This is a genomic window from Bacillus cereus group sp. BfR-BA-01310, from assembly GCF_022664325.1.
GTDB lineage: Bacteria > Bacillota > Bacilli > Bacillales > Bacillaceae_G > Bacillus_A > Bacillus_A paramycoides.
This window is the reverse complement of sequence record NZ_JAKUHD010000007.1, coordinates 90,262-112,106: the sequence shown is the minus strand read 5'-3', so window position 1 is coordinate 112,106 and position 21,845 is coordinate 90,262. Positions and strand designations below refer to the sequence as shown.

The following is a 21,845-nucleotide window of genomic DNA, read 5'->3' as shown; positions in this document are numbered from 1 at the left end:
TATAAAAAAAGACACTCGTTTGAGTGTCAACACAGTATTGCTCTCGCGTATAGGATTGGAGAATGTTTCTCGAATACAAATTGAGAGATGATTAGTAAAAGAGAAACTGTCTTCACATTTAATGTAACATCGGTAAGGGATGGAGTAAATTGATAATGTTTATACGGAATATTTAGTATAGATAGTTTCTACTATTGTTATAAGGGAATCTTTTGTTGGTAGGGGAAAGTATATTATTAATTTTTTTAATAATTAATGCGGATAATGAAATTGAGAAATTATTGGATATAGAAGAAAAATTAAAATTTGGATTTTTACTATACATTTGAATTTATTTATCATTATTATAGGCTGTGTTAAAAAAGATTGTTGATAACGGCAAACACACTCCCAATTGGTTATACTATATTTATATAAACCAATTGGGAGTGTGTTTGTAATCATGAAAGCCTTTCGTAATTTACTAAATCACATCAATAAAATTGACTCTCGTCAGCAAGAACAATTATTTTGGACATTGAGAAATAAACTCTTTCCAATTATTCAATCAGGTTCTGTTGTGAACGACATGAGAGAAACTCGTTTTGCTGAGGGGTTCGTTTGTCCGCATTGCACAAGCCAATTTGTTGTCCGATTTGGTAAATACAAAGGTCGGCAACGTTATCGTTGTAAGGCTTGCCGTAAAACATTTAATGACTTAACCAATACTCATATGCATGGCACTCGTTATCCGAAATTTTGGGCAGAGTTCATTAAATTGATGTTTGAAGGTCTATCTCTTCGTAAATGCGAACAAATATTAGGAATCAAATGGGTTACACTCTTTTATTGGCGACACAAAATATTAAATGCACTAAAAGAAATCGAGATTGAAGGATTCGAAGGTATCGTCGAAGTGGACGAGACCTATTTCTTATACTCTGAAAAGGGAAAGAGGGGTATCGTTGGTCGTAAAGCTCGTAAACGTGGCGGTGTATCAAAATATCGTGGCATCAGTCGTGAACAAGTTTGTGTATTGGTAGCTCGTGACCGCAACAAACAAACGGTGTCGAAAGTAACTTGTATGGGACGAATTGTGAAATCAAAAGTAGAAGAAACAATTGGTCATTTATTAGATGTGGGTACTATTCTTTGTACAGATGCTTGGAGAGCATACATGACGTACGCAAAAGAAAAAGGCATGGAACATTATCGTATTAATACATCAAAAACGGGTCATGTCATTAAAGGAATTTATCACATCCAAAATGTGAATGGCTATCATGCTCGCTTAAGTCAATGGATGAATCGTTTTAAAGGGGTCGCAACAAAATATTTTGATCATTATTTGGCATGGTTTCAATTCCTTGAAATGAAGGGGTTTGATGCTACCACATCGAATATAAAAGAGGTCTTCGTACGCACAAGTCTTTGCGAACATCATTTGAAAAATGAAGATATTCGTCAATTAAATTTAACCATCTAAAAAACCGAAGTTAAAGGAACGAAGGTGAGTAATGTATGTATGGAGTTATTGCAAAATTTGATGAAAAGACAGAACAAATTATTAAAGATATATGGAGAGAATTACGAGAAAAATCAATATCGTTTTATGCAGATGAAGTAGTGAACAGAGTACCACATATTACATTAGCAAGTTACAATGAAATAGACAAAAATGAATTTATTGAACAGATCGATAAATTTTATGATGATAAGGTAGGTTTTGAAATAACCTTTAATTCGATCGGGTCATTTTTAAATTCAGGAACGCTCTTTTTATCACCCACCATTAATAGACAATTGTTAGAATTTCACTCTAATCATCACAAAAATTTTATAAAGTACAATGACAATCCTAATTCATTATACTTACCTGACAAATGGCTACCACATTGTACCTTAGCAAATAGATTGACTCCAGAAAAATTATCAGAAGCATTTACATATTGTTTAAAAAGGAATGATACTATAAAAGGTATGATTGAAGAAATTGCAATCTTAGAAATAGTTTGCAAAAATAATGTTCCCATAATTTTCTCGAAACGATTAAATAACAATTAAATGTATCAATTTATTAATGAGTTTGGATAAAAAATAACGAATGTCTAATTAGACATTCGTTATTTTTTATCTTTTATCAACATTTTACTTTAACAGAGCCTTATTATAAAAAAGATGAATCCTGTTCCCTACAGAATTCATCTTTTGAAAAATTATACTATTTATCAGGAAAGTCTTTCATTTAAGGGATGCGATAAAGTCGGTTTATATAAGCTATATACTATTTGTTTTTATTACAATTACACCCTTTTTTCTTTACATAGCCTTGTTGAGCTAAATCTTTTTGCGATTGGGAATTGGAAGATTGAGAATTCGAAGTTTGAGAGGATGCTGAAGAGCTATTAGTTTTATTATGAGAGTAGTTTTTTCGATAGTTATTATTACTCATAGCACTTTCACCTCCAATATAATATATAAATATTATATGTATGTACTCTATTAATTGTTACGTTAAAGAATAAGAAAAGAAGATATACAATAAAAATCTCCTAGGTATTTTCCGAGGAGATACATGGTATTTTTTTGAAAATGTATAAATTAATATCCCCAGTAAAGAGGGAAATAATATGAATCTTGGTAATATAAATTTTGTTGTTGAGTAGGGGGGGTGATTGGTTTATCATACCTCGGTTTTGATTACAGTTTGCGGGAGGTCCAATTACTGTAGTGGATTGAATAGGCGATATTGCTTGTTTCCATTGCTGTTCATCGAGACAATAAGTATGAGCCATCATATTAGCTGGGGTTAATCTTAAAATATCAGATCCAAAAATAACTTCAGGGGTAGGGGCATCAAAAATAGCTAATAAATGTGTGTTATCAGTTGTTGCGATCTCATAATGCCACCAAGCTTGCGGGACATTTGCAACTTGCCCTGGTTTTATAGGTAAGTTTAAAATTTGATTCGTAAACGGATTAATTAACGAAACGACAGCGGACCCTGAAATACAATACACGAGTTCAGCTGCATTTTGATGAATGTGTGGTTGTACAACATTACCTGTACTTAAATATCTAACAAAGAAGTGTTTTCTAATGTATTTAACTGTTTAATGCTAAGTACGTTTATATAATTTTGAGCATCTTTTTTAAAAAAATTACTTTTACTTAAATCATGAGTGAAATTGGTTGATGGGGAAGTGTAGTCGACATTAGAAGTCAATTGTATTACCTGCCTTTCTATTTGAAAGTCATTGTACAAAATTAGGATATGAGTCTAGTTTTTGGAGTGTGCATTTGTAGTTATCACAATGAATTTTCAATAATTTATCAACAAATGAAATCAAACATTAAATTAATTTGCAATAAAAAATCAATACATTTGCAAAAAATAAAAATAATGTTAACATAGTTCATTTTATATTCACATAATATGGTTTTAATTGCTTTATCTAAAAAGAATTTCTCTCGTGCAAAATAGTGTCCCGATACGTAAGTTATCCTATTAAATACGGTATTAGACAAAAAGATTTTCTATATGAACTAAAGGGAATAAGGGCGTATAAGAAAATATTGAAAAAGGATGTGAAGAGTGGTTTTATGATTGAGGATGAACCTAGATGAGTTGAAATGCTGTTAAAAGCCAAGCTTCAAGAGAAATATATATCAATTGTGAAATGAGGTTGATTATAATGGCATGGATGATGATACTAGCACTTACGATATCTTCAAGCATTGATAATTTTGGTGTAGGTATTTCATATGGAATACGTGGTATTCGAATAAATGCCTTCTCAAACTTTATTATTTCCGTCATTTGCTTTCTTTTTAGTGCAGCAGGAATTTATTTTGGTGTCTGGCTATCTAAAGTATTGCCAGGAATATTTCCGGTGATCGTTGGTTCATTACTTTTAGTGATTATTGGTATTCGTATTATGTTACTCGCCATGCCACGAAAAAATAAAGAAGTGGCATCTATAAGAGAAGTAGAGGGAGAAACTTCAAATAAAGATGGGGTCTCCGGAAGTCTGAAAACAATTATGAAAGATCCAACGAAGGCAGATATTGATAAGTCTGGAAGTATTGGGTTTGTTGAATCTCTTTTCCTTGGTGTCGCTCTTTCAGCAAATGCTCTTACAAATGGATTAGGTGCTGGTTTATTAGGATTATCACCTATTGCAATTTGTTTAGCTGCATCAATAGCTAGCTTTATAACTGTGTGGGCAGGCGTAGTACTAGGAGAAAAAGTAGCAAATGTAAGAATTGGAAAGTTCACGATTGGACAGTTTGGGACGCTTATTAGTGGTGTTTTATTAGTTATTATTGCTTTTACTGCATTTTTAGATTAGTAGGATAAAAAACTAGCAATTTTACTATAACGGTTTCGGATTTGAAGTGCAAAATTAAAAACAGCCATAAAAAAAGCAACGCTTCCTTTATTAGAGGGCATTGCTTTTTTCTTTACGATAATTTCTGTTCAATCATTAATTGAGCTTTAGCTGTATGAACATAATTTAGCCAGTCTATTGATACGTTTTGTTTTGTATTGAAATAGCTTTCAACTACATCTAAATGAGATAATTCCGTATTAATTGAAACGGGATTACCGTTTAATTTAGTACTGTACATATAATGTGCTTTTTCAGGAAAAGCAGCAAATGTAAAATCAATAATTGTAGAACCTTTAGGCAAATAAATGGGCCTTAAGTTAGTGGTATAAGTAGTAATAGTATTTTCAAACAGCTCATATGAGACTAGGTCATGAAAGATGAAAGGATCTTTCGTTAATAAATGGTTATTAAAAATTGTATCATCAAGTATGCTATATGAAATCTTTTTGATATCATTATCGAAATTATTTAATAAATAAAAAACGCCACTATTATTTATCCTCTTTGCCAATCGTGTTTGAATAATAATTACTTGTTCAACATCATTAATAGTAATTTTAGTTTTTAAGTTAGAGTTGAAATGGTTATTTTCAAGCGCTATATTATCTTCGAAAGATTTTATATTAGGCTTATATAATTGATGAATCATTCCAAGGATTGTATAGCAATCAAGCACACTTGAAGTTGTGATATATATTTGAGAAACTTTCGATATGTCTTGTGCCTCTTGAAGTTGCGAGTAAGCAGAATAAATGGGGGTGAAATTATAATGTAATTCAAATGAAAGGTTAGTATCATAAAAGTTATTAATACCTCTATTTAATTCGATTATATTTTGTTGAATTTGTTTTACGTAGCCATTTAAAAAGTTTCGCATGTTTTCATATCGCTCTTTATGGAGATGTTTGAAAGCTAGATTTTCCAATTCATGCTGGATATCGTATAAACCTAATCGCTTTGCAAGTGGTGCAAATAATGTTATTGTTTCATTTGCATAAGCTACTTGTTTCGCTGGTTTTTTTATACCCAAAGTTTTTATGTTATGAAGACGATCTATAACTTTAATAATGCTAACACGTATGTCTTGTTGAGAAGCTAGTAATAACTTTTTAAAATTAGTTGCTTCGTATAATGCTTTCTCTGGATTTTGTTGTTTATTTACTTTGGTTAACCCATCTACAATATATCGAATGGTCGTACCAAAATGCGACTCCACTTCTTCTAAAGAATGATCGGTGTCTTCTACGACATCATGTAATAACGCAGCAATCAAAGTTGTAGCATCAGCTTTATAATGTAATAAAATTTCTGTAATAGCAAAAGGGTGAATAATATATGATTCTCCTGTTTGACGGTATTGTCCATCATGTGCTTGCTTGGCAAATTGTATAGCTTTTTTCATTAGCCTTAATTCTTCAGGTTGTAGATAATTTGCCTTTTGTAATAAAACCTCATTCATATAAATCCATCCCTTAAAGTTATTTCTAATAATAATTCTATATAATATGATAAAGACCTTTGAAAATGGCAATGAAATTATAAAATAATGTAATTCTTTAAAAGTAAAAGAAGATACTTTGTTTACTATTAAGTTATTTCAAAAACAATATAACCGGATTATAAATAAAGTGGATAATATAAAAATGCATTTTTATGTCACATCCTTCCATCATCGTTCGTCTTGTAAGTAGAACGAGAAGGAGGGATTTTTTATGAATAAATTTGATATAGCAATTGTTGGCGGGGGGCTTGCTGGGTTAACGGCATCTATATATTTAGCGAAAAAAGGAAGAAAAGTTGTTGTATTAGAAAAATCTAGCCGTTTTGGTGGCAGAGCGATGACAATAAATAAAAATGGCATCTATATGAATCTTGGAGCACATGCTTTATACCGAGGAGGAGAAGCGTTCTTAACATTTAACGAGCTTGGTATGAATCTTTCGGGAGGAATACCGTCCACGAAAGCACACGGAATATGGAAAGATGAGGTATATACAATCCCAACTGATTTCCGTACCATTTTATCAACGCCATTACTTTCATGGTCAGCTAAAATACAATTTTCTCGTCTTATGATTCATTTAGGGAAATTGGATATAAGTGTGATTCCAAAAATGAGTCTTTCTGTATGGGCAGAAAAAGAAATACAGGATCCTATGGTACGAAATATATTTTATGCGTTATGTCGAACAACGACATACACATTTGCTCCTACCATCCAATTAGCATCGTCTGTATTAAAACAAATACAACGTTCGATGAAAGAAGGAGTTTTTTATGTAGATGGTGGTTGGGAGACAATTATAACAAAATTAAAAGATATAGCTATAAATGCTGGTGTTAAATTTCAGGAAAGTAAGCATGTTTTGGAAATAGAACATTGTGAAGATATACAAAAAATACGCTGTTTAGACGATGATATATTCGAAACTGATGCTGTTATCGTGACGATTCCAGTGAAAGAAGCTTGTAAAATAATAAAAGGTGCAGAAAAAACTAGTTTGCACGTATGGAGTGAACAATCGTTACAAGTGACAGCAGCTGCATTAGATTTGGGTTTGAAACGATTACCTAGTCCTACACATCAATTTGCATTAGGGTTAGATCAACCTGTATTTTTTACGAACCAATCGAGATCAGCTAAGTTAAGTGAAGATGGATCGATAGTTGTAAGCTTGATTAAGTATCATAATCCTATGGAAGAGATAAATAGTATTAATAATGATAAAGAACAGTTAGAAAAAACGATGGAGCTATTACATCCTAATTGGAAACGAGAAGTTGTTGTTAAGCAATATTTACCTAAAATAACTGTTGTTCATGATTTTCCGCATATTGGCCGAGGAGAAAATCCGGGGCCTGCAATTCCTGAAATGCCAGGCGTATACGTAGCAGGAGATTGGGCTGGGCACAATGAAGTATTAGCTGATGCAGCAGTAGCAAGCGGGAAACGAGCGGCATTACACATTTTAAAGCAATTAGAAAGAGAGGCTATTCAGCATGGAAACGGAGCAATTATATGAAGCGCATAAACCTTTATTATTTTCTTTAGCTTATCGAATACTGGGGAGTGTTATGGACGCTGAAGATATAGTCCATGACGTATTCATTTCATTAAATAACATGGATGATAGTCAGTCTGTTGAAAATATAAAAGCTTATTTATGTAAAATGGTAACTAATCGTTCAATTGATAAATTACGTTCCGCGGCACATAAGCGGAACGTATATATTGGAATGTGGTTACCTGAGCCGCTTGTGGAAGAAAATGATAACCCGTTTGAGTCATTCGTAATGAAGGAATCTCTTTCTACAGCATATCTTTTACTTTTACAACAGTTATCTGAAGTAGAAAGGGTTGTATTCATATTAAGAGAAGTTTTTGGTTATGATTATGAAGAAATAGCCTTAATAGTTGGTAAGAGTAGTGTGAATTGCCGGAAGGTATTTCAGCGTGCACGAAAGAGTATTTTGGATAAACCGAAGCATCAGAAATTAAGTACGAAACTAATGGCCACTTATGTTGAAAAATTTGTAGCATCATTACAACGAGGAGATGCACAAGGGATGTTAGAAGTTTTAAAAACAGATGCGATATTCAAAGCAGATGGTGGCGGGAAAGTTACTACTGCTATAAATCCGATTTATTCTGCAGATAGAATTATACGTTTGTTCTTTGGAATTGCAAAAAGGTTACCAGGTGAGTATGCTGTTGATTTCAAAATGGTAAATGGTGCACCGGGTGTCATTGTAAAAATAAATAATAAGGTGACTTATGTGCTTTCATTTGCATTTCATGATGGGAAAATTTCAAACATTTATATGATGGTTAATCCAGAAAAACTTATGCATTTAAATAAAAATAAATAAAGACGTACTTCATTTGAAGCGCGTCTTTATTCATTCACTGCATTATTTGTGAGAAAAATGACTCCAGCCTCAAAACTTGGTGAAAGTAAAAAGGCTAGGTAGACAAAGCTTTACTTTATTTCTCTAACATTTCAAGAGGTACATCTTTTTCGCCAGCTACCTCAAATTTAATTTCCCCGTCTTCTTCATAAATGCGTTTAATAATCGGTATAGTTATCATTAGTTTTTTATGCTGTTTACGTCTTCTAGCAGCATCTAAGTTAATCACGTTCATGTGTAAGCATCCTTTCTCACAGAAATATATAAACAAAAGAAAATGCGTCCGAAAAGGGCGCTTAGTTGAATTAGAAATACCGATTCATTTAAATGGGGCATAGATTATTTTATAATTGCAATTTGATTGTAAAATAATGTAACGAAATAATTACACGTAGAAATTAACTTTACCAAAAAACGAAACAATATGCTATAAAAAATTTAATTATTTGTCATATAACAGGAAAAAGGTTTACATTTCGCATATAATGAAAAGTAGACGTGCATCATGAACTTTTTCATCATATTGCTTGGAAAGGCGATGGAGAAAATGAATACTCTAGATTCATTATTATTGCAACTTGAACAATATGGAGAAGAGCATGATCGACATAAAGAAAAACGAGAAGAAAAATTACGAAATATTTCTCGCGAAATGGGACAGTTTTTATCAGTTTTAGTAAAGGGGTGCAATGCAAAAAACATTTTAGAAATTGGAACTTCAAATGGTTATTCTACATTGTGGCTAGCAAATGCGGTAGATGAAACAAATGGAAATGTTACAACTGTAGAACTTTCTTCAGAACGGGTTGGAGAGGCACTTGAAAATTTTGAAAAGGCAAATCTTACACAGCGAATCGATATTCATAATCAAGAGGCTGGGGCATTTTTAGATTCTCAAGTAGATCGTTCATTTGATTTTATTTTCCTAGATTCAGAGCGCACGCAATACATGTGGTGGTGGGAACATATAAAACGTATGTTAGAACCAAAAGGTTTTCTTGTTATTGATAATGCAACTTCTCATGCGGAGGAACTAGCAGAATTTATAAAGATGATTGAAGAAGATGATACGTTTGAAACGGTGTTATTAGCTTTTCAAAAGGGAGCATTTGTGGCGCGAAAGAATAATTAGAAGTGAGTTTAATATTATTATCACATTGAAAGATAACATATGTCAAAAAATAGAGTACTGTATGATTTTAAGGAAGTTGATAAATGGAATTAATAAAGGTAATCCATGAAGAATCGGCCTTTAGCATGTTGCTCTCTAGGTCTTAAGTCTGAGGAAAATAATGTTGAGAACAGGTATACTTATACTAAGAAACAGGGAATGACTGCATAAGCAGGTATTTCTTGAAAAATCGATTTCAAACAAGAAAAATGTATATGAAATACGATATATTAGACGAAATATAGTGCACATAAATTCGCACATATAAATAAAGGAGCGATTTTGTTGACTGAACTCGAGAAAAAGGAACCTGTATCGATTGTAAAAGATAATAATGTAGAAGTAGTGGTTGATACAGTAATAAAAGATGCAGAACTTGAAGAATTGAATAAAGAAGCGGATCTTTATGTACAAAAGTTAAATAGCGAGCAAAATACAGATTTATCAAAAGTATTGTCCCAGCTTGGAGACTTGGGAGATAAAGAGCAACAAGCGGCAGGACAAACGCTATCGGCATTAAAACGTCCTGTAACAGCGATGATGAATGGAAAGAATGAAGAAATTCCAAATACATTGTTAGAATTGCGAAAAGTGGTATCTGAACTTGATCCGAACTCATTAAAGGCAACTGGTATGAAGAAACTTATGTTTAAAGTGTTCAAGAAAAATCCACTTGAAAATTACGTGCATAAATATCAATCTATAGATAAGCAAATCGAGGAGATTATTAGATCACTTCTAATTGGCCGTGATAACTTGCAAGAGGATACTGTTGGTCTTGAAATGTTAAAAGAACAATCACATGATAAAATTCACGCTCTTGATAAACAAGTATACTTAGGTAGAAAACTTGCTGGAATGCTTGAGGCTGAGAAACAAAATCCAGAGCGTCAAAGGGATATTCCATTAATAAACGATGCATTAGAAAAGATACTTGTACGTACACGTAATATGCAACAAGCAAAAAGTGTGTTATTACAATCTATCGCATCTGTAGATATTATTAAGAAAAATAATGAAAAGTTAACAGAGGCAATTCGTAATGCGATTACGATGACACAAAATGTAGTAACGGTTTCAGCTGCAATACAGCTTGCATTAACAAATCAACGTAAAACAATCGATGCAGTTAATGCGACAAATGAAGCGATCGAATCAATGGTACTAAGCAATTCTCGAGCATTGAAACAAAATACAGAAGAAACAACAAAACTTCTGGAAAATCCTGCTATTAGCATGGATAAATTACGTGAATCATTCCAAAATGTATTCGCTGCTATTGAAGCATCTGAGAAATCGTCAGAACGTATTATCGAGTCTAGTAAGAAGTTTGTAATTGAACTTGACACATTTAATGATGAGATGAAGCAGAAACTCATACAACATCCAAAGAAATAACAGATCATTAGAGGAGGTGAAAAAATGAGTTTCATTCAAGGAGTATTATTACTATTAGGTTCATTACTATTAATAGCATTTTCTGTCGTTGTTTTAGTTGTATACTTCGGACGTAAACTTTATTTTTCATGGACGAAACCATATAAGAGAGCGCAAGATTCTATTGAGAAGTTATCGAATAAATCAACACCGTTTTTACAAGAATTTACGCAGCACCCACTCTTTTATCGCTGGGTTCGGACTGAAGGAACGAAAGAACAAAATACTTTAAATACACTTTTCTGTACATCGGGCCAACGTACGAGAGAGCAAGTATTCTCAATGTTACCGAAAGAGAAACAGAAAAAAGTACATGTGATGGCAAAAACAACGAAAAAGCTTACAAATGAAGATATCGATATCGCAACGATGAAAGTGAAAAATTTCTTGAGACAAGAAACACAGCAAACTGTTAAACCGACAGACCTATCGTTTTATAAATTGTATTTTTATGATCGATACCCTGATGCATTAAATACAATTCAAGCGTACAAACGATCGATTAATCCTTCATTACAAAGAACGGTTGATGACATTACAATTTCAGTATTGAATGCACTTCCATACTATCAAGAACAACGTATGTTTGAACAACAACATAAACTTGAAACGTTTTTAATGAAAGACTTAACAGCGATGTTATCATTAGTGGTACAACTACCACCATCACAACGTCCTGAAAAAGAAGAAGAATTAAAAATTTACTTGCAAAATTTCCAAAAAGAAATGGAAGCAGTAGAACGTGATATTCGCGACTCCATTGATCATGATTTGAATGTGAAAATGAGAGCAGCGACTGAGAAATTTAAGAATAAATAGAAGAGACCGCCCTAAAAGCTAAGTAATTCGGCTTTAAGGCGGTTTTTTTAATAAGGGATTTATAATCATTATACCCTTTCGTATCCACTCACGTGTATTAACGTATATATCATAATAGCTTCTTTGTCCAGCGGTTGTGTTAGCGTTGTTGGGATCATCAACAATATTTCTCCATACACTAGATGGACTTATGTGAAACTGTATATATGATCTTTTTGTTTAATAGCCATATTTAATCCTTTTACAAGCGCATTTACATTTAAATGCTGCCTTTTTTATTCTATTACCTAAAATACTATAACATGGTGAAATAGGAGAGCTACAATTGAGAAAGTTTCATATTGAAACTTCAAATTAATAGAAATAGTATTTTTGCTGAAATTTTCTTTCAATATAACTAAACTGTATATATCCTTCATATGCTTGTTAGTAACGTGAAACTTCCTTTCACTGATTGTTACACAATTTTTGAACAAGATGGAAATGAAATTACAAGTATAGGAGGATATTAAAATGAAAGTGTTATTTGTGTGTTCTGGAGGAATGTCCAGCGCAATTGTTGTAAACGCTTTAAAAAAAGAAGCGGAGAAAAAAGGTGTCGATATGGAAGTGCATGCGATTGGAACAAATGAGATTGTGGAAGAAGTCAAGAATGGCTGGGATGTTGTAATGGTTGCTCCTCAAGTACGCCACCGCTTTGATTCCGTAAAAAAGCTTGCAGAACTGGTATCTGTTCCGTGTGGTATTATTCCGCCCCAAGCATATACCCCACTAGGTGGACCGACGTTATTAAAAGCTGTAAATGAATTAATTCGTTAGGAGGTAGTGTTATGAATAAGTTTGTCTCGTTTCTTGAGAATAACTTATCTGGACCAATGGCAAGGCTGTCCGAGCAAAGGCATTTACAGGCAATTCGTGATGGGGTAATTTCGGCATTACCATTTATTATCGTAGGGAGCTTCTTTTTAATTGTAGCATTTCCGCCACTTCCGAAAGATAGTTTCATTTCGCTTTGGGCAGCGAAACATCAGGCGAGCATTTTAATACCATATCGTCTAACTATGTTTATTATGTCATTATATATAGCATTTGGTATAGGATACAATTTAGCGAAAAGTTATAAGTTAGATGCTTTATCAGGAGCACAGCTTGCAGTATGTTCACTTCTTTTAACATTAACGCCTGAATTAATCGATAAAAAAGGATTTATGCTTCCGATGACAAATCTCGGAGGACACGGATTATTCGTTACGATGATCGTATCAATTTTATCCGTTGAGATTTTAAGGTTTTGTAAGAAGAGAAATGTAATGATTAAAATGCCAGAACAAGTACCGCCGTCTGTATCACGTTCTTTTGAAGCACTTATACCTGCTGCGTTCGTTATTATTATTATGAGTCTAGTTACTGTCGTTTTTAGTATTGATTTACATCATGTTGTTGATAAATTAGCGGCACCGTTAGTAAAAGCTGGTGATAGTTACTTCGGTGTGATCATTCCAGTATTTTTAATTACATTTTTTTGGTCGTTCGGTATACATGGTGTGTCGGTTGTTGGCACTGTTGCCCGTCCATTATGGGAAGTATACTTAGGAAAAAATGGTGAAGCAGTTGCTAGCGGGGCAGATCAGTTGCCATTCATTGCACCAGAACCATTATATCAATGGTTTATATGGATTGGTGGTTCTGGTGCAACGTTAGGGCTTGTATTAGCTATGATTGTATTTGGTCGATCAAAATATTCGAAAGCATTATCAAGAACTTGTATTGTACCTGGTATTTTTAATATTAATGAACCTGTTATTTTCGGATTGCCGATTGTACTAAATCCCATTTTAATTATCCCATTTATCATTACACCACTAGTAACAGCAACTGTTGCATACTCAGCAACTGCGATGGGACTTGTTACACCGACACATATAATGCCTCCGTGGACATTGCCCGCTCCAATTGGTGCGTATTTAGCAACAGGTGGGGATTGGCGAGCGATTGTACTCGTATTTATAAACATAACAATTTCATTTCTTATTTATCTTCCATTCTTTAAAATGTATGACAAAAACATGCTTGAAATTGAGAAGAATGGTGATGAAGAATCTGTGAATGCATAACGCATATACAGTAAATTATTAGTGATAGACAATTTGTCTATCACTTCTTTCATATAGAATTGAGAGAAGGTGAAAAGGAATGTATATAAAATTTAGTTATAAAGGAGTATTTTTACTACTATTTGGGGTGATTTGTTCGAATTTAATTTTTGTACCTTTATTAAGAATGCTAAATCTATCACAAATGCATAGTATATGGTTGATTACAAGCATTGCGACAAGTGTTTTGCTTACGATAGTTGTTTCTTTCATTGATGGAACATTTGTATCGAAAGCTCAGTTTTTTTTTAGATTTATATTGTTTTCAGTAGGATGTACGTTGTTTACTTATATGATTGTTTTTTAGCAAACGAAACGTATCATCGTAATTCGAGTAATGTGCCGAGCGCAACAGGTGCTAAGGAATCTGTTGTTTTAGGGAATATAACATTCCCTCCAATAAGAAGAGGAAAATGAGGCGAGAAAATGAGGTACATGATTGGAGTAGACGGTGGGGGAACGAAGACCGAATCAATTGCTTTTGATCGAGACGGAAACGAGTTTGCAAGAGGTACGGGTGGGTTTGGAAATATATTAATAGATTTTGAAGAAGCACTTTTGCATATTATGGAAGCGATTGATCAATGCCAGAAAAATGTAGTGAATGGACACTGCGTTTGTATTTGCTTAGGATTAGCGGGTATAAGTGGAGTAAATGCAAATGAATTAACATTACGATTAATAAAGAAGTATGGAATAAAAGTTGAAGTTTTTAATGACGCAATGATTGCACATGCAGCTGGCTTAAAAGGTAAGGATGGAATTTTAACTATAGGTGGTACAGGTGCAATTTGTATAGGAAAGAAAGGCGAAGTGTACGAATATAGCGGTGGATGGGGACATATTTTAGGAGATGAGGGAAGTGGATATTGGATTGGATTACAAGCTTTAAAGAAAATGGCATTACAATTTGATCAAGGAGTTAGACTTTGTTCATTAAGCTTAAACATTCAAAATCAGTTTCAACTTTTAACACCATCTCATATAAAAAGTCTAGTATATACTTCTTCAAAAGATAAGGTTGCAGCAATCACACCATTAATTATTGAGGAAGCGAGAAATGGGAATGATAACGCACATGAAATTATGATGCAAGCTGGTAAGGAATTAGCGAGAATTACGGTAGATGTTTATAAAAAGATGCAATTTGATTTACCTGCTTCAATTGCAGTAAGTGGCAGCATATTACGTTTAGTTCCTGAAGTATATGCTACATTTAAGAAGTGCTGTGAGGAAAGTATTGGAGAAGTTACATTTGTATCTCAATCAGAAATGGCAGCGAAAGGAACATACTATTTATTGAAGGATAAATATTTTGCGTTGTAAATGGTTAAATGAGAATTTTTGTATGATTTGTAAAAATGTGATGTTAAAATATATAAAGGGATGTAGAGTAAGAAAAGTACAATATACGTAGCAATTGAATACTTTATATGTATTCCCATAAAGAAAGTGAATGATTACATGATTAATAGCATGCAGTTTTTGTATGTAGTGGCTTCTTATTTATTTGGAAACATATTGACCGCTTATATATTAACAAAATGGAGACATAACGTTGATATTCGTGAAGAAGGAAGTGGAAATCCGGGCGCAAGAAATATGGGGCGAGTATATGGAAAGTGGTATTTCGTCACTACATTTTTAGGTGATGCAATCAAAGGTGCAATAGTAGTTTATATTGCAAAATATCTTTTTGAAGATTCTACATTCATAATGTTAACATTATTGGCCGTTATAATCGGACATATTTACCCAATTTTGTTTAAAGGCAAGGGTGGAAAAGGCATTTCAACATTTATTGGAGGATTAATCGCATTTGATTATTTGATAGCGCTTACCCTCTTGGGTATTTTTATTATATTTTATTTAATATTCAAAGGATTTACGAAGCCGGGGTTAATTACAATCGCTTGTTTACCACTTTGCATGATTTTTTATTCTTACTCTATTGTTACGACTATTTTAAGTGCACTTATTATTGTACTTATTTTATATGTAAATCGAGAATAAAGTGAACCTTTAATAAGTGGGGGAATCTCCACTTATGATTTTTATGATTTAGATAGTGAGGGATAAATAGAGATAAAGGAGATAGGACATGGGGTTAATTTATAAGGTTGCTGATCAAGCTTGGGAATTTGAAAGTATACATAAATTGAATTATAAAACATTTGTAGAAGAGATTCCGCAACATGAAGAAACAAAAGAACGTTTTCGTATAGATCGATTTCATGAAGAAAATACATATTTAATTTGTTTAGATGGGAATAAGTTAGTAGGTATGGTCGCGGTGCGGGGAAAACGACCATTTTCGTTAGATTATAAAATTTCAAATTTAGATTTTTATTTGCAAGAGCATGGAGAAAAAGTATATGAAATTCGTTTACTCTCAGTAGAACGTGAATATCGAAATGGAAGAGCGCTGTTAGGCTTAATTCGCTTTTTACATCGTTATTTGCTTCTAAATGGATATGAATTAGCACTCATTTCAGCAACAACACGTGAACTTGCATTATATAAGCAAATGGGATTCAAACCTTTCCATACATTAGTTGGAACAGAAGAAGCAGCTTTCCAGCCAATGTATGTTACACCTGCTATGTTTGAAGAGTCGAGTACTGGAAGTATTATGAAGAAAGAATATACGTATTTACCTGGCCCAGTAGACATTGAAGAGAATGTTCAGAAGGCATTTTCTACTAAGCCTATTTCCCATCGTTCTAAGTCGTTTCAAGTAACGATGGAAAATGTAAAAAAACGATTACTTCAAATGACGAAAGTAAAACGTGTACAACTCATGTTAGGAACGGGGACGTTAGCGAATGATGCCATTGCTTTACAGTTACGTTCTTTAAAAGGCAAAGGGATAGTTTTAGCGAATGGGGAGTTTGGTAATAGATTAATTGGCCAGGCAAAACGTGTACATTTAAATTTTGATACGTATAAAAAAGAAATGGGAGAGCCGTTTATTTATACCGAATTAGAAAAAATAATGATAACTGGAAATTATGAATGGCTTTGGTTTGTTCACCATGAAACATCAACTGGAATGTTAAATAATTTAGAAGAACTAAATACTCTTTGTAAAAAGTATCAAATGAAACTATGTGTAGATTGTATAAGCTCAATTGGGGCAATACCAATAGATTTGAAAGATGTATATTTTGCAAGTGGTGTAAGCGGAAAAGCGATTAAATCATTTACAGGATTATCTTTCGTTTTTCATAATCACATTATAGAGAAAAATGAAGCAATACCCGCGTATATGGACATTGGTATGTATGAAATAAATGATAGCATTCCATACTCCCATTCATGGAATTTAATTTATGCATTGCAAGAAGCATTGAAGAGATTTGAAGATGAAAAGACATTTGTAAAAATAAAAGAGACGTATGCTTATATTGAACAAGCTATTACTACTATGGGTTTAAAGCTTGTTTCACCTAAAGAACATGCCGCGTCAATTATTCTTACTGTTCAATTAAACGAAGGGCAGTCTTCTAAAGCAGTAGGCGATGCATTAGCATTACAAGGATATATTATCCATTATGAATCAGCATATTTACAAAATAATAACTGGATTCAAATAGCATGCCTTAATCACTATAAAGAACGTGATATGAAGAGGATGTTGAATTGTTTGCAGATGTGCGTATTAAAGTAGGGCGTGCATATATAATGAATGTTTCATAACATAGTTGGTTGCGTATAAAGGAGTTATTACTTAATAAAACGTAGGAGACTAGGATTAGATTATAAACAATTAGAAGGGGTGTTAGTATGATAACTAGAAAACTACCATTACATATAGAGGATATTAAAAAGGCTCAAAAAATTTTGGATAGAAATGCTCGTAAAACACCATTAGTTAAATCATTTTATTTGACTAGTAAAACGGGTGGAGAAATTCACTTGAAATTAGAGAATATGCAATTAACGGGTTCTTTTAAATTCCGAGGTGCATTTAATAAAATGTCGCAGCTTACAGATCAAGAAAAAGAGAGAGGAGTTATTGCATGTTCGGCAGGTAATCATGCACAAGGGATTGCTTTATCTGCTCATTTACTTGGTATTAAGAGTAAAATTGTGATGCCAGTTTCTGCACCTCAAGCGAAAGTTGAGGCTACTCGAGGATATGGATCAGAAGTTGTTTTATATGGTGAAACTTTTGATGATGCAAAGGCAAAATGTGAGGAAATTATAAGAGAAACGGGAGAAACATACTTACATCCATATGACGATGTAGAGGTAATGGCTGGTCAAGGTACAATTGGTTTAGATATCCTTGATGATATGTGGGATGTTGATACTGTAATAGTTCCTATTGGCGGAGGAGGGATTATTTCTGGTATTGCAGTTGCATTAAAATCTTTTAATCCATCAATTAATATTATTGGTGTACAAGCGGAAAATGTGCATGGAATGAAAGCTTCTTATGATGTTGGAGAAATTGTGGAACATTACGATGCACCTACTATAGCAGATGGTTGTGCAGTTAAAATACCAGGGGATTTAACATTTGAAGTTGTAAAAGAATTAGTAAATGATATTGTAACAGTATCAGAAGAAGAGTTGGAAGTAGCAATGAAAGATTTATTACAACGCGGAAAAGCTGTCGTAGAAGGGGCTGGTGCTTTAGCTACCGCCGCTCTGCTTGCAGGTAAAGTTGATCAATATATTAAAGGGAAAAAAGTAGTAGCGGTTATATCTGGTGGGAATGTAGACTTACAGCGCATATCGAGTGTATGTGAGCACTTTTTTGTAGCTAATGAAGTAAAATGATATTTTAAATAAATTAGCAATATGAAAGAAGAGCTAAGAGAAAACATCTTAGCTCCTTTTTATTATGCCTGTACTGAAGTAAATAATGACTCCATTTTTAGTTTACTCTTTTCTCTAATTTCAGCATCCGCATGACGCATAACATATTTATGAGCTACAGCAATTGCTAAAACATCATCTAATAAGCCAATGCCAATAATAGCAGCTATATCTGGAATGAAATCGATTGTTAATACGTAATAGGATAAAGCGGCTAATATTATGAGTTTGGCTTTAGTAGGTAACTCCTTCTTTTTCATTGTGTAGAATAAAATAATACTTTCATATACGCTTGATTTACCGAGGTTTGCCGAGCTTTTTTTGAACTTTTTCCACAGCGTCTGTTTCTCCATATAAACACTCCTTTTACAAAAACATAGATTTTTAAAAGGATTGACAAAGAAGTGAGGGAATAATCAATTTTATTGTTTTTCTTACTGTATATTTCCATAAGAATAGGAAATTACCTGTTCAAAAAAATATAATGTTTGTTATGCAACGACTCACAGTATTGCGTTACATAGTTTGTATAGTAAAATATATGTGGATGATTCAGTTATTATTAAACATTTAATAAGCTGTATGGGGGAAGGGAAATGAAAATAATAGAACTGCCAATTGAATTTGAATTTAACGGAAAAAAACAATGTATTTATCCGAGCTTAATTATATTAAACAATGAATTAACTTTAGTAGATACAGGTTATAGAAACTTTTTACCTTTAATTGAAAAGGCAATAGTAAAGCATGGGTATGAGATGAAAAACTTGAAAAATATAATAATTACTCACTATGATGATGATCATATAGGCTCTTTACACGACTTTAAAGTGAAATATCCTCAAATTAATGTTATTTCTAGTGAAATTGAATCTAACTATATTAGTGGTAATATAAAATCCGAGCGATTGGTTCAAGCTGAAGAAATGCTAGAACGTATGCCAAATGAAGAAAAAGAATTTGGTGAATGGTTTATACAGCAGTTGAAAAATGTAAGACATATTTCTGTTGATAAAAAGGTATATGATGGTCAAATGATTTTGAATAATGAATGTCAAATAGTGGCGACGCCAGGACATACTTCGGGGCATATTTCATTATATTTCCCAAATTTGGACTGTGTAATTACGGGAGACGCAGCTGTTCAAGATAATCGAGAATTAGTAATTGCGAATCCGAACTTTTGTTTAGATATAGAAAAAGCGGAACAGTCTTTAAAGAAGATTAAAGATCTTAAAGCGGAAAGTTATTATTGCTATCACGGAGGGAAACTTACCATATTAAATTAGTGTTCACTTTTATCACCTTGTAACTATATTTCCGGACATTTGTAATATATATGTATGGGAACTTATATGTTTAAAAAAAGTTATAGGGGGGAGAATATGAGCTCTTTCTTTGATGTGATAGCAGATATAGTTTTATTTTATCCTATAAATGACATGAAATTAAAACATCATATTGCGAAGTTAAGCGAATTTGAGTGGTTTCGAAATCTACATGAAGATACGAAGTATACAAGTTTAATTTGGAGTAATAGAAAGATTAAGAAGTACATTTTATCTACTGCTCACATGGAAGAATTAATTAAATCCGAGCAAAAACAAAAGGAATTTGCCTATCTTGTACACGATGAAAATAAAAAAAGAAGATAAGAATTTTTTTATTTTTCATATTTGGCGAAACAAATGGTACAATGAAAGCTAATGTGAAAAATAAGGAAAAGAAGTGGTCTATTTGAAAAACTTTTTAGAATTAGGAATTAGTGAAACTTTTAATCATACATTACGTGAAAATGGAATTGCGGAAGCAACACCGATTCAGGAGAAAGCGATTCCGGTTATACTGTCTGGTAAAGATATTATTGGTCAAGCAAAAACTGGAACAGGTAAAACACTTGCGTTCGTTTTACCGATTTTAGAAAAAATCGATCCAGAGTCTAGTGATGTTCAGGCTTTAATTGTTGCACCAACAAGAGAACTAGCACTGCAAATTACAGCTGAAATTAAAAAAATGCTTGTTCAAAGAGAAGATATTAATGTATTAGCGATTTATGGCGGACAAGATGTAGCGCAACAATTGAGAAAATTAAAAGGTAATACACATATTGTTGTTGCGACACCAGGACGATTATTAGATCATATACGACGTGAAACAATTGATTTAAGTAATCTTTCAATGATTGTACTAGATGAAGCGGATCAAATGCTTTATTTCGGTTTCTTATATGATATTGAAGATATTTTAGATGAGACACCTGACAGTAAACAAACGATGCTATTCTCAGCAACGATGCCAAAAGATATTAAAAAATTGGCGAAACGTTATATGGAAGAGCCGCAAATGATTCAAGTGCAAAGTGAAGAAGTAACGGTAAATACAATAGAGCAGCGTGTCATTGAAACGACAGACCGCGCAAAGCAAGATGCACTTCGTTTTGTTATGGATCGTGATCAGCCATTTTTAGCAGTTATTTTCTGTCGTACAAAGGTTAGAGCAAGTAAGCTTTATGATGATTTAAAGGGATTTGGTTATAATTGTGCTGAACTTCATGGTGATATACCTCAAGGGAAACGTGAAAGAGTCATGAAGAGTTTCCGCGAAGCTAAAATTCAGTACTTAATTGCGACTGATGTAGCAGCTCGTGGACTGGATGTAGATGGTGTGACTCACGTATTTAACTATGATATTCCTGAAGATGTAGAAAGTTATATTCACCGTATTGGCCGAACAGGACGTGCTGGTGGTTCAGGTCTTGCAATTACGTTTGTTGCAGCGAAAGATGAAAGATTTTTAGAAGAGATTGAAAAAGTACTAGGTGCACCGTTGCAAAGACAAGTAATTGAACAACCGAAGATAAAACATGTAGATGAAAATGGAAAGCCGATACAAAAGCCGGCTCAAAAACCGAAGAAAACAGGTCAATATCGTCAAAGAGATAGCCGTGAAGGTTCAAGAAATAGCTCAAGAAATGATACAAGAAATAGTTCGAGAAATGATAACAACCGATCGTTTAATAAGCCAAGCAATAAGAAAAGTAGTACAAAGCAAGGTCAGCAAAGACGTGGCCGTTAAATATTTATAATTTTAAAAGAGTCGCAAAAAATTGCGGCTCTTTTTTGTTTTTTTATAACGAAGTCGATATAAGTACAAGGG

21 protein-coding genes and 2 pseudogenes are annotated in these 21,845 nt (G+C 33.1%); 18 read left to right on the top strand and 5 right to left on the bottom strand.

What is annotated here, in order from left to right; genetic code table 11:
• The first annotated feature begins 439 nt into the window (after positions 1–439).
• Positions 440–1,465, top strand: coding sequence for an IS1595 family transposase (locus MR109_RS16225; protein WP_242273173.1), 1,026 nt, complete (start codon positions 440–442; stop codon positions 1,463–1,465).
• A 35-nt stretch (positions 1,466–1,500) separates the two neighbouring features.
• Positions 1,501–2,043 carry a 2'-5' RNA ligase family protein gene (locus MR109_RS16220; protein WP_071719774.1) on the top strand — a complete coding sequence of 181 codons (543 nt, stop codon included), beginning with the start codon at positions 1,501–1,503 and terminating at the stop codon, positions 2,041–2,043.
• 537 nt (positions 2,044–2,580) lie between these two features.
• On the opposite strand, the pseudogene MR109_RS16215 reads toward MR109_RS16220, so the two are convergent.
• Positions 2,581–3,205, bottom strand: a pseudogene (locus MR109_RS16215) (cupin domain-containing protein).
• A gap of 466 nt (positions 3,206–3,671) precedes the next feature.
• Between MR109_RS16215 and ytaF the strand changes: the two are divergent.
• Complete coding sequence (ytaF, locus tag MR109_RS16210; RefSeq protein WP_197088219.1) at positions 3,672–4,331, top strand: sporulation membrane protein YtaF; 660 nt, start codon at positions 3,672–3,674, stop codon at positions 4,329–4,331.
• A 112-nt stretch (positions 4,332–4,443) separates the two neighbouring features.
• Here the strand turns inward: ytaF and MR109_RS16205 are convergent, their stop codons facing one another.
• Complete coding sequence (locus MR109_RS16205) at positions 4,444–5,832, bottom strand: HD domain-containing protein (RefSeq protein ID WP_242273014.1); 1,389 nt, start codon at positions 5,830–5,832, stop codon at positions 4,444–4,446.
• Positions 5,833–6,085: 253 nt separating this feature from the next.
• Here MR109_RS16205 and MR109_RS16200 point away from each other — a divergent pair, with 253 nt between their 5' ends.
• Both MR109_RS16200 and MR109_RS16195 read left to right on the top strand, forming a co-directional pair.
• Positions 6,086–7,396 (top strand): phytoene desaturase family protein, encoded by a 1,311-nt coding sequence (locus MR109_RS16200; protein ID WP_242273012.1) that lies wholly within the window; start codon positions 6,086–6,088, stop codon positions 7,394–7,396.
• Positions 7,374–8,243: a sigma-70 family RNA polymerase sigma factor gene (locus MR109_RS16195; protein ID WP_071719771.1), complete on the top strand. Its 870-nt coding sequence runs from the start codon at positions 7,374–7,376 to the stop codon at positions 8,241–8,243. Before MR109_RS16200 ends, MR109_RS16195 begins: the two co-directional genes overlap by 23 nt.
• 115 nt (positions 8,244–8,358) lie before the next feature.
• On the opposite strand, the gene MR109_RS16190 is transcribed toward MR109_RS16195, so the two are convergent.
• Complete coding sequence (locus MR109_RS16190) at positions 8,359–8,517, bottom strand: hypothetical protein (RefSeq protein ID WP_002085567.1); 159 nt, start codon at positions 8,515–8,517, stop codon at positions 8,359–8,361.
• A gap of 303 nt (positions 8,518–8,820) precedes the next feature.
• On the opposite strand from MR109_RS16190, the gene MR109_RS16185 reads away from it, so the two are divergent.
• From MR109_RS16185 to MR109_RS16175, 3 genes are all read left to right on the top strand, one after another.
• Positions 8,821–9,414 carry an O-methyltransferase gene (locus MR109_RS16185; protein ID WP_098475295.1) on the top strand — a complete coding sequence of 198 codons (594 nt, stop codon included), beginning with the start codon at positions 8,821–8,823 and terminating at the stop codon, positions 9,412–9,414.
• A 324-nt stretch (positions 9,415–9,738) separates the two neighbouring features.
• Positions 9,739–10,851: a toxic anion resistance protein gene (locus MR109_RS16180; RefSeq protein ID WP_242273009.1), complete on the top strand. Its 1,113-nt coding sequence runs from the start codon at positions 9,739–9,741 to the stop codon at positions 10,849–10,851.
• Positions 10,852–10,875: 24 nt separating this feature from the next.
• Positions 10,876–11,709 carry a DUF3974 domain-containing protein gene (locus MR109_RS16175; protein ID WP_242273007.1) on the top strand — a complete coding sequence of 278 codons (834 nt, stop codon included), beginning with the start codon at positions 10,876–10,878 and terminating at the stop codon, positions 11,707–11,709.
• A gap of 72 nt (positions 11,710–11,781) precedes the next feature.
• Here MR109_RS16175 and MR109_RS16170 read toward each other — a convergent pair.
• Positions 11,782–11,969 (bottom strand): annotated as a pseudogene (locus MR109_RS16170) (family 10 glycosylhydrolase); the annotation flags it as partial.
• 253 nt (positions 11,970–12,222) lie between these two features.
• Here MR109_RS16170 and MR109_RS16165 point away from each other — a divergent pair.
• The 7 genes from MR109_RS16165 to tdcB all read left to right on the top strand — a co-directional run bounded on the left by MR109_RS16165 (position 12,223) and on the right by tdcB (position 18,650).
• The gene (locus MR109_RS16165) at positions 12,223–12,528 is read left to right on the top strand and encodes a PTS sugar transporter subunit IIB (protein WP_242273005.1); all 306 of its coding nucleotides are present in this window, start codon (positions 12,223–12,225) and stop codon (positions 12,526–12,528) included.
• An 11-nt stretch (positions 12,529–12,539) separates the two neighbouring features.
• Positions 12,540–13,823: a PTS sugar transporter subunit IIC gene (locus MR109_RS16160; RefSeq protein WP_242273002.1), complete on the top strand. Its 1,284-nt coding sequence runs from the start codon at positions 12,540–12,542 to the stop codon at positions 13,821–13,823.
• Positions 13,824–13,902: 79 nt separating this feature from the next.
• Entirely contained in the window at positions 13,903–14,169 is a 267-nt protein-coding gene (locus MR109_RS16155) for a hypothetical protein (protein WP_242273000.1), read from the top strand.
• Positions 14,170–14,288: 119 nt separating this feature from the next.
• A complete protein-coding gene (locus MR109_RS16150) occupies positions 14,289–15,188 on the top strand; it encodes a BadF/BadG/BcrA/BcrD ATPase family protein (RefSeq protein WP_242272999.1) in 900 nt (299 codons plus the stop codon).
• 138 nt (positions 15,189–15,326) lie between these two features.
• Entirely contained in the window at positions 15,327–15,875 is a 549-nt protein-coding gene (gene plsY / locus MR109_RS16145; protein WP_071719769.1) for a glycerol-3-phosphate 1-O-acyltransferase PlsY, read from the top strand.
• 88 nt (positions 15,876–15,963) lie between these two features.
• Positions 15,964–17,532: an aminotransferase class V-fold PLP-dependent enzyme gene (locus MR109_RS16140; RefSeq protein WP_071719768.1), complete on the top strand. Its 1,569-nt coding sequence runs from the start codon at positions 15,964–15,966 to the stop codon at positions 17,530–17,532.
• Positions 17,533–17,648: 116 nt separating this feature from the next.
• Positions 17,649–18,650 (top strand): bifunctional threonine ammonia-lyase/L-serine ammonia-lyase TdcB, encoded by a 1,002-nt coding sequence (gene tdcB, locus MR109_RS16135; RefSeq protein WP_098308043.1) that lies wholly within the window; start codon positions 17,649–17,651, stop codon positions 18,648–18,650.
• Between the two features lie 62 nt (positions 18,651–18,712).
• Here tdcB and MR109_RS16130 read toward each other — a convergent pair whose 3' ends face one another.
• Entirely contained in the window at positions 18,713–19,042 is a 330-nt protein-coding gene (locus tag MR109_RS16130; RefSeq protein ID WP_071719766.1) for a YkvA family protein, read from the bottom strand.
• Between the two features lie 243 nt (positions 19,043–19,285).
• Between MR109_RS16130 and MR109_RS16125 the strand changes: the two genes are divergently transcribed.
• The 3 genes from MR109_RS16125 to MR109_RS16115 all read left to right on the top strand — a co-directional run bounded on the left by MR109_RS16125 (position 19,286) and on the right by MR109_RS16115 (position 21,764).
• On the top strand, positions 19,286–19,978 hold the full coding sequence (locus tag MR109_RS16125) for an MBL fold metallo-hydrolase (RefSeq protein ID WP_242272997.1): 693 nt from the start codon (positions 19,286–19,288) through the stop codon (positions 19,976–19,978).
• Between the two features lie 96 nt (positions 19,979–20,074).
• A complete protein-coding gene (locus MR109_RS16120) occupies positions 20,075–20,344 on the top strand; it encodes a hypothetical protein (RefSeq protein WP_242272995.1) in 270 nt (89 codons plus the stop codon).
• A gap of 73 nt (positions 20,345–20,417) precedes the next feature.
• Positions 20,418–21,764 carry a DEAD/DEAH box helicase gene (locus tag MR109_RS16115; protein ID WP_193412293.1) on the top strand — a complete coding sequence of 449 codons (1,347 nt, stop codon included), beginning with the start codon at positions 20,418–20,420 and terminating at the stop codon, positions 21,762–21,764.
• The last annotated feature ends 81 nt before the right edge of the window (positions 21,765–21,845 follow it).

Excerpts from the sequence above, each read along its gene's own strand:
- MR109_RS16200 (WP_242273012.1), top strand. The coding sequence starts at position 6,086 with ATGAATAAATTTGATATAGCAATTGTTGGCGGGGGGCTTGCTGGGTTA.
- MR109_RS16150 (WP_242272999.1), top strand. The coding sequence starts at position 14,289 with ATGAGGTACATGATTGGAGTAGACGGTGGGGGAACGAAGACCGAATCA.
- MR109_RS16120 (WP_242272995.1), top strand. The coding sequence starts at position 20,075 with ATGAGCTCTTTCTTTGATGTGATAGCAGATATAGTTTTATTTTATCCT.
- MR109_RS16205 (WP_242273014.1), bottom strand. The coding sequence starts at position 5,832 with ATGAATGAGGTTTTATTACAAAAGGCAAATTATCTACAACCTGAAGAA.
- MR109_RS16185 (WP_098475295.1), top strand. The coding sequence starts at position 8,821 with ATGGAGAAAATGAATACTCTAGATTCATTATTATTGCAACTTGAACAA.
- MR109_RS16195 (WP_071719771.1), top strand. The coding sequence starts at position 7,374 with ATGGAAACGGAGCAATTATATGAAGCGCATAAACCTTTATTATTTTCT.
- MR109_RS16140 (WP_071719768.1), top strand. The coding sequence starts at position 15,964 with ATGGGGTTAATTTATAAGGTTGCTGATCAAGCTTGGGAATTTGAAAGT.
- MR109_RS16130 (WP_071719766.1), bottom strand. The coding sequence starts at position 19,042 with ATGGAGAAACAGACGCTGTGGAAAAAGTTCAAAAAAAGCTCGGCAAAC.
- MR109_RS16160 (WP_242273002.1), top strand. The coding sequence starts at position 12,540 with ATGAATAAGTTTGTCTCGTTTCTTGAGAATAACTTATCTGGACCAATG.
- MR109_RS16165 (WP_242273005.1), top strand. The coding sequence starts at position 12,223 with ATGAAAGTGTTATTTGTGTGTTCTGGAGGAATGTCCAGCGCAATTGTT.
- MR109_RS16125 (WP_242272997.1), top strand. The coding sequence starts at position 19,286 with ATGAAAATAATAGAACTGCCAATTGAATTTGAATTTAACGGAAAAAAA.
- MR109_RS16155 (WP_242273000.1), top strand. The coding sequence starts at position 13,903 with ATGTATATAAAATTTAGTTATAAAGGAGTATTTTTACTACTATTTGGG.
- tdcB (WP_098308043.1), top strand. The coding sequence starts at position 17,649 with ATGATAACTAGAAAACTACCATTACATATAGAGGATATTAAAAAGGCT.
- MR109_RS16175 (WP_242273007.1), top strand. The coding sequence starts at position 10,876 with ATGAGTTTCATTCAAGGAGTATTATTACTATTAGGTTCATTACTATTA.
- MR109_RS16220 (WP_071719774.1), top strand. The coding sequence starts at position 1,501 with ATGTATGGAGTTATTGCAAAATTTGATGAAAAGACAGAACAAATTATT.
- plsY (WP_071719769.1), top strand. The coding sequence starts at position 15,327 with ATGATTAATAGCATGCAGTTTTTGTATGTAGTGGCTTCTTATTTATTT.
- MR109_RS16190 (WP_002085567.1), bottom strand. The coding sequence starts at position 8,517 with ATGAACGTGATTAACTTAGATGCTGCTAGAAGACGTAAACAGCATAAA.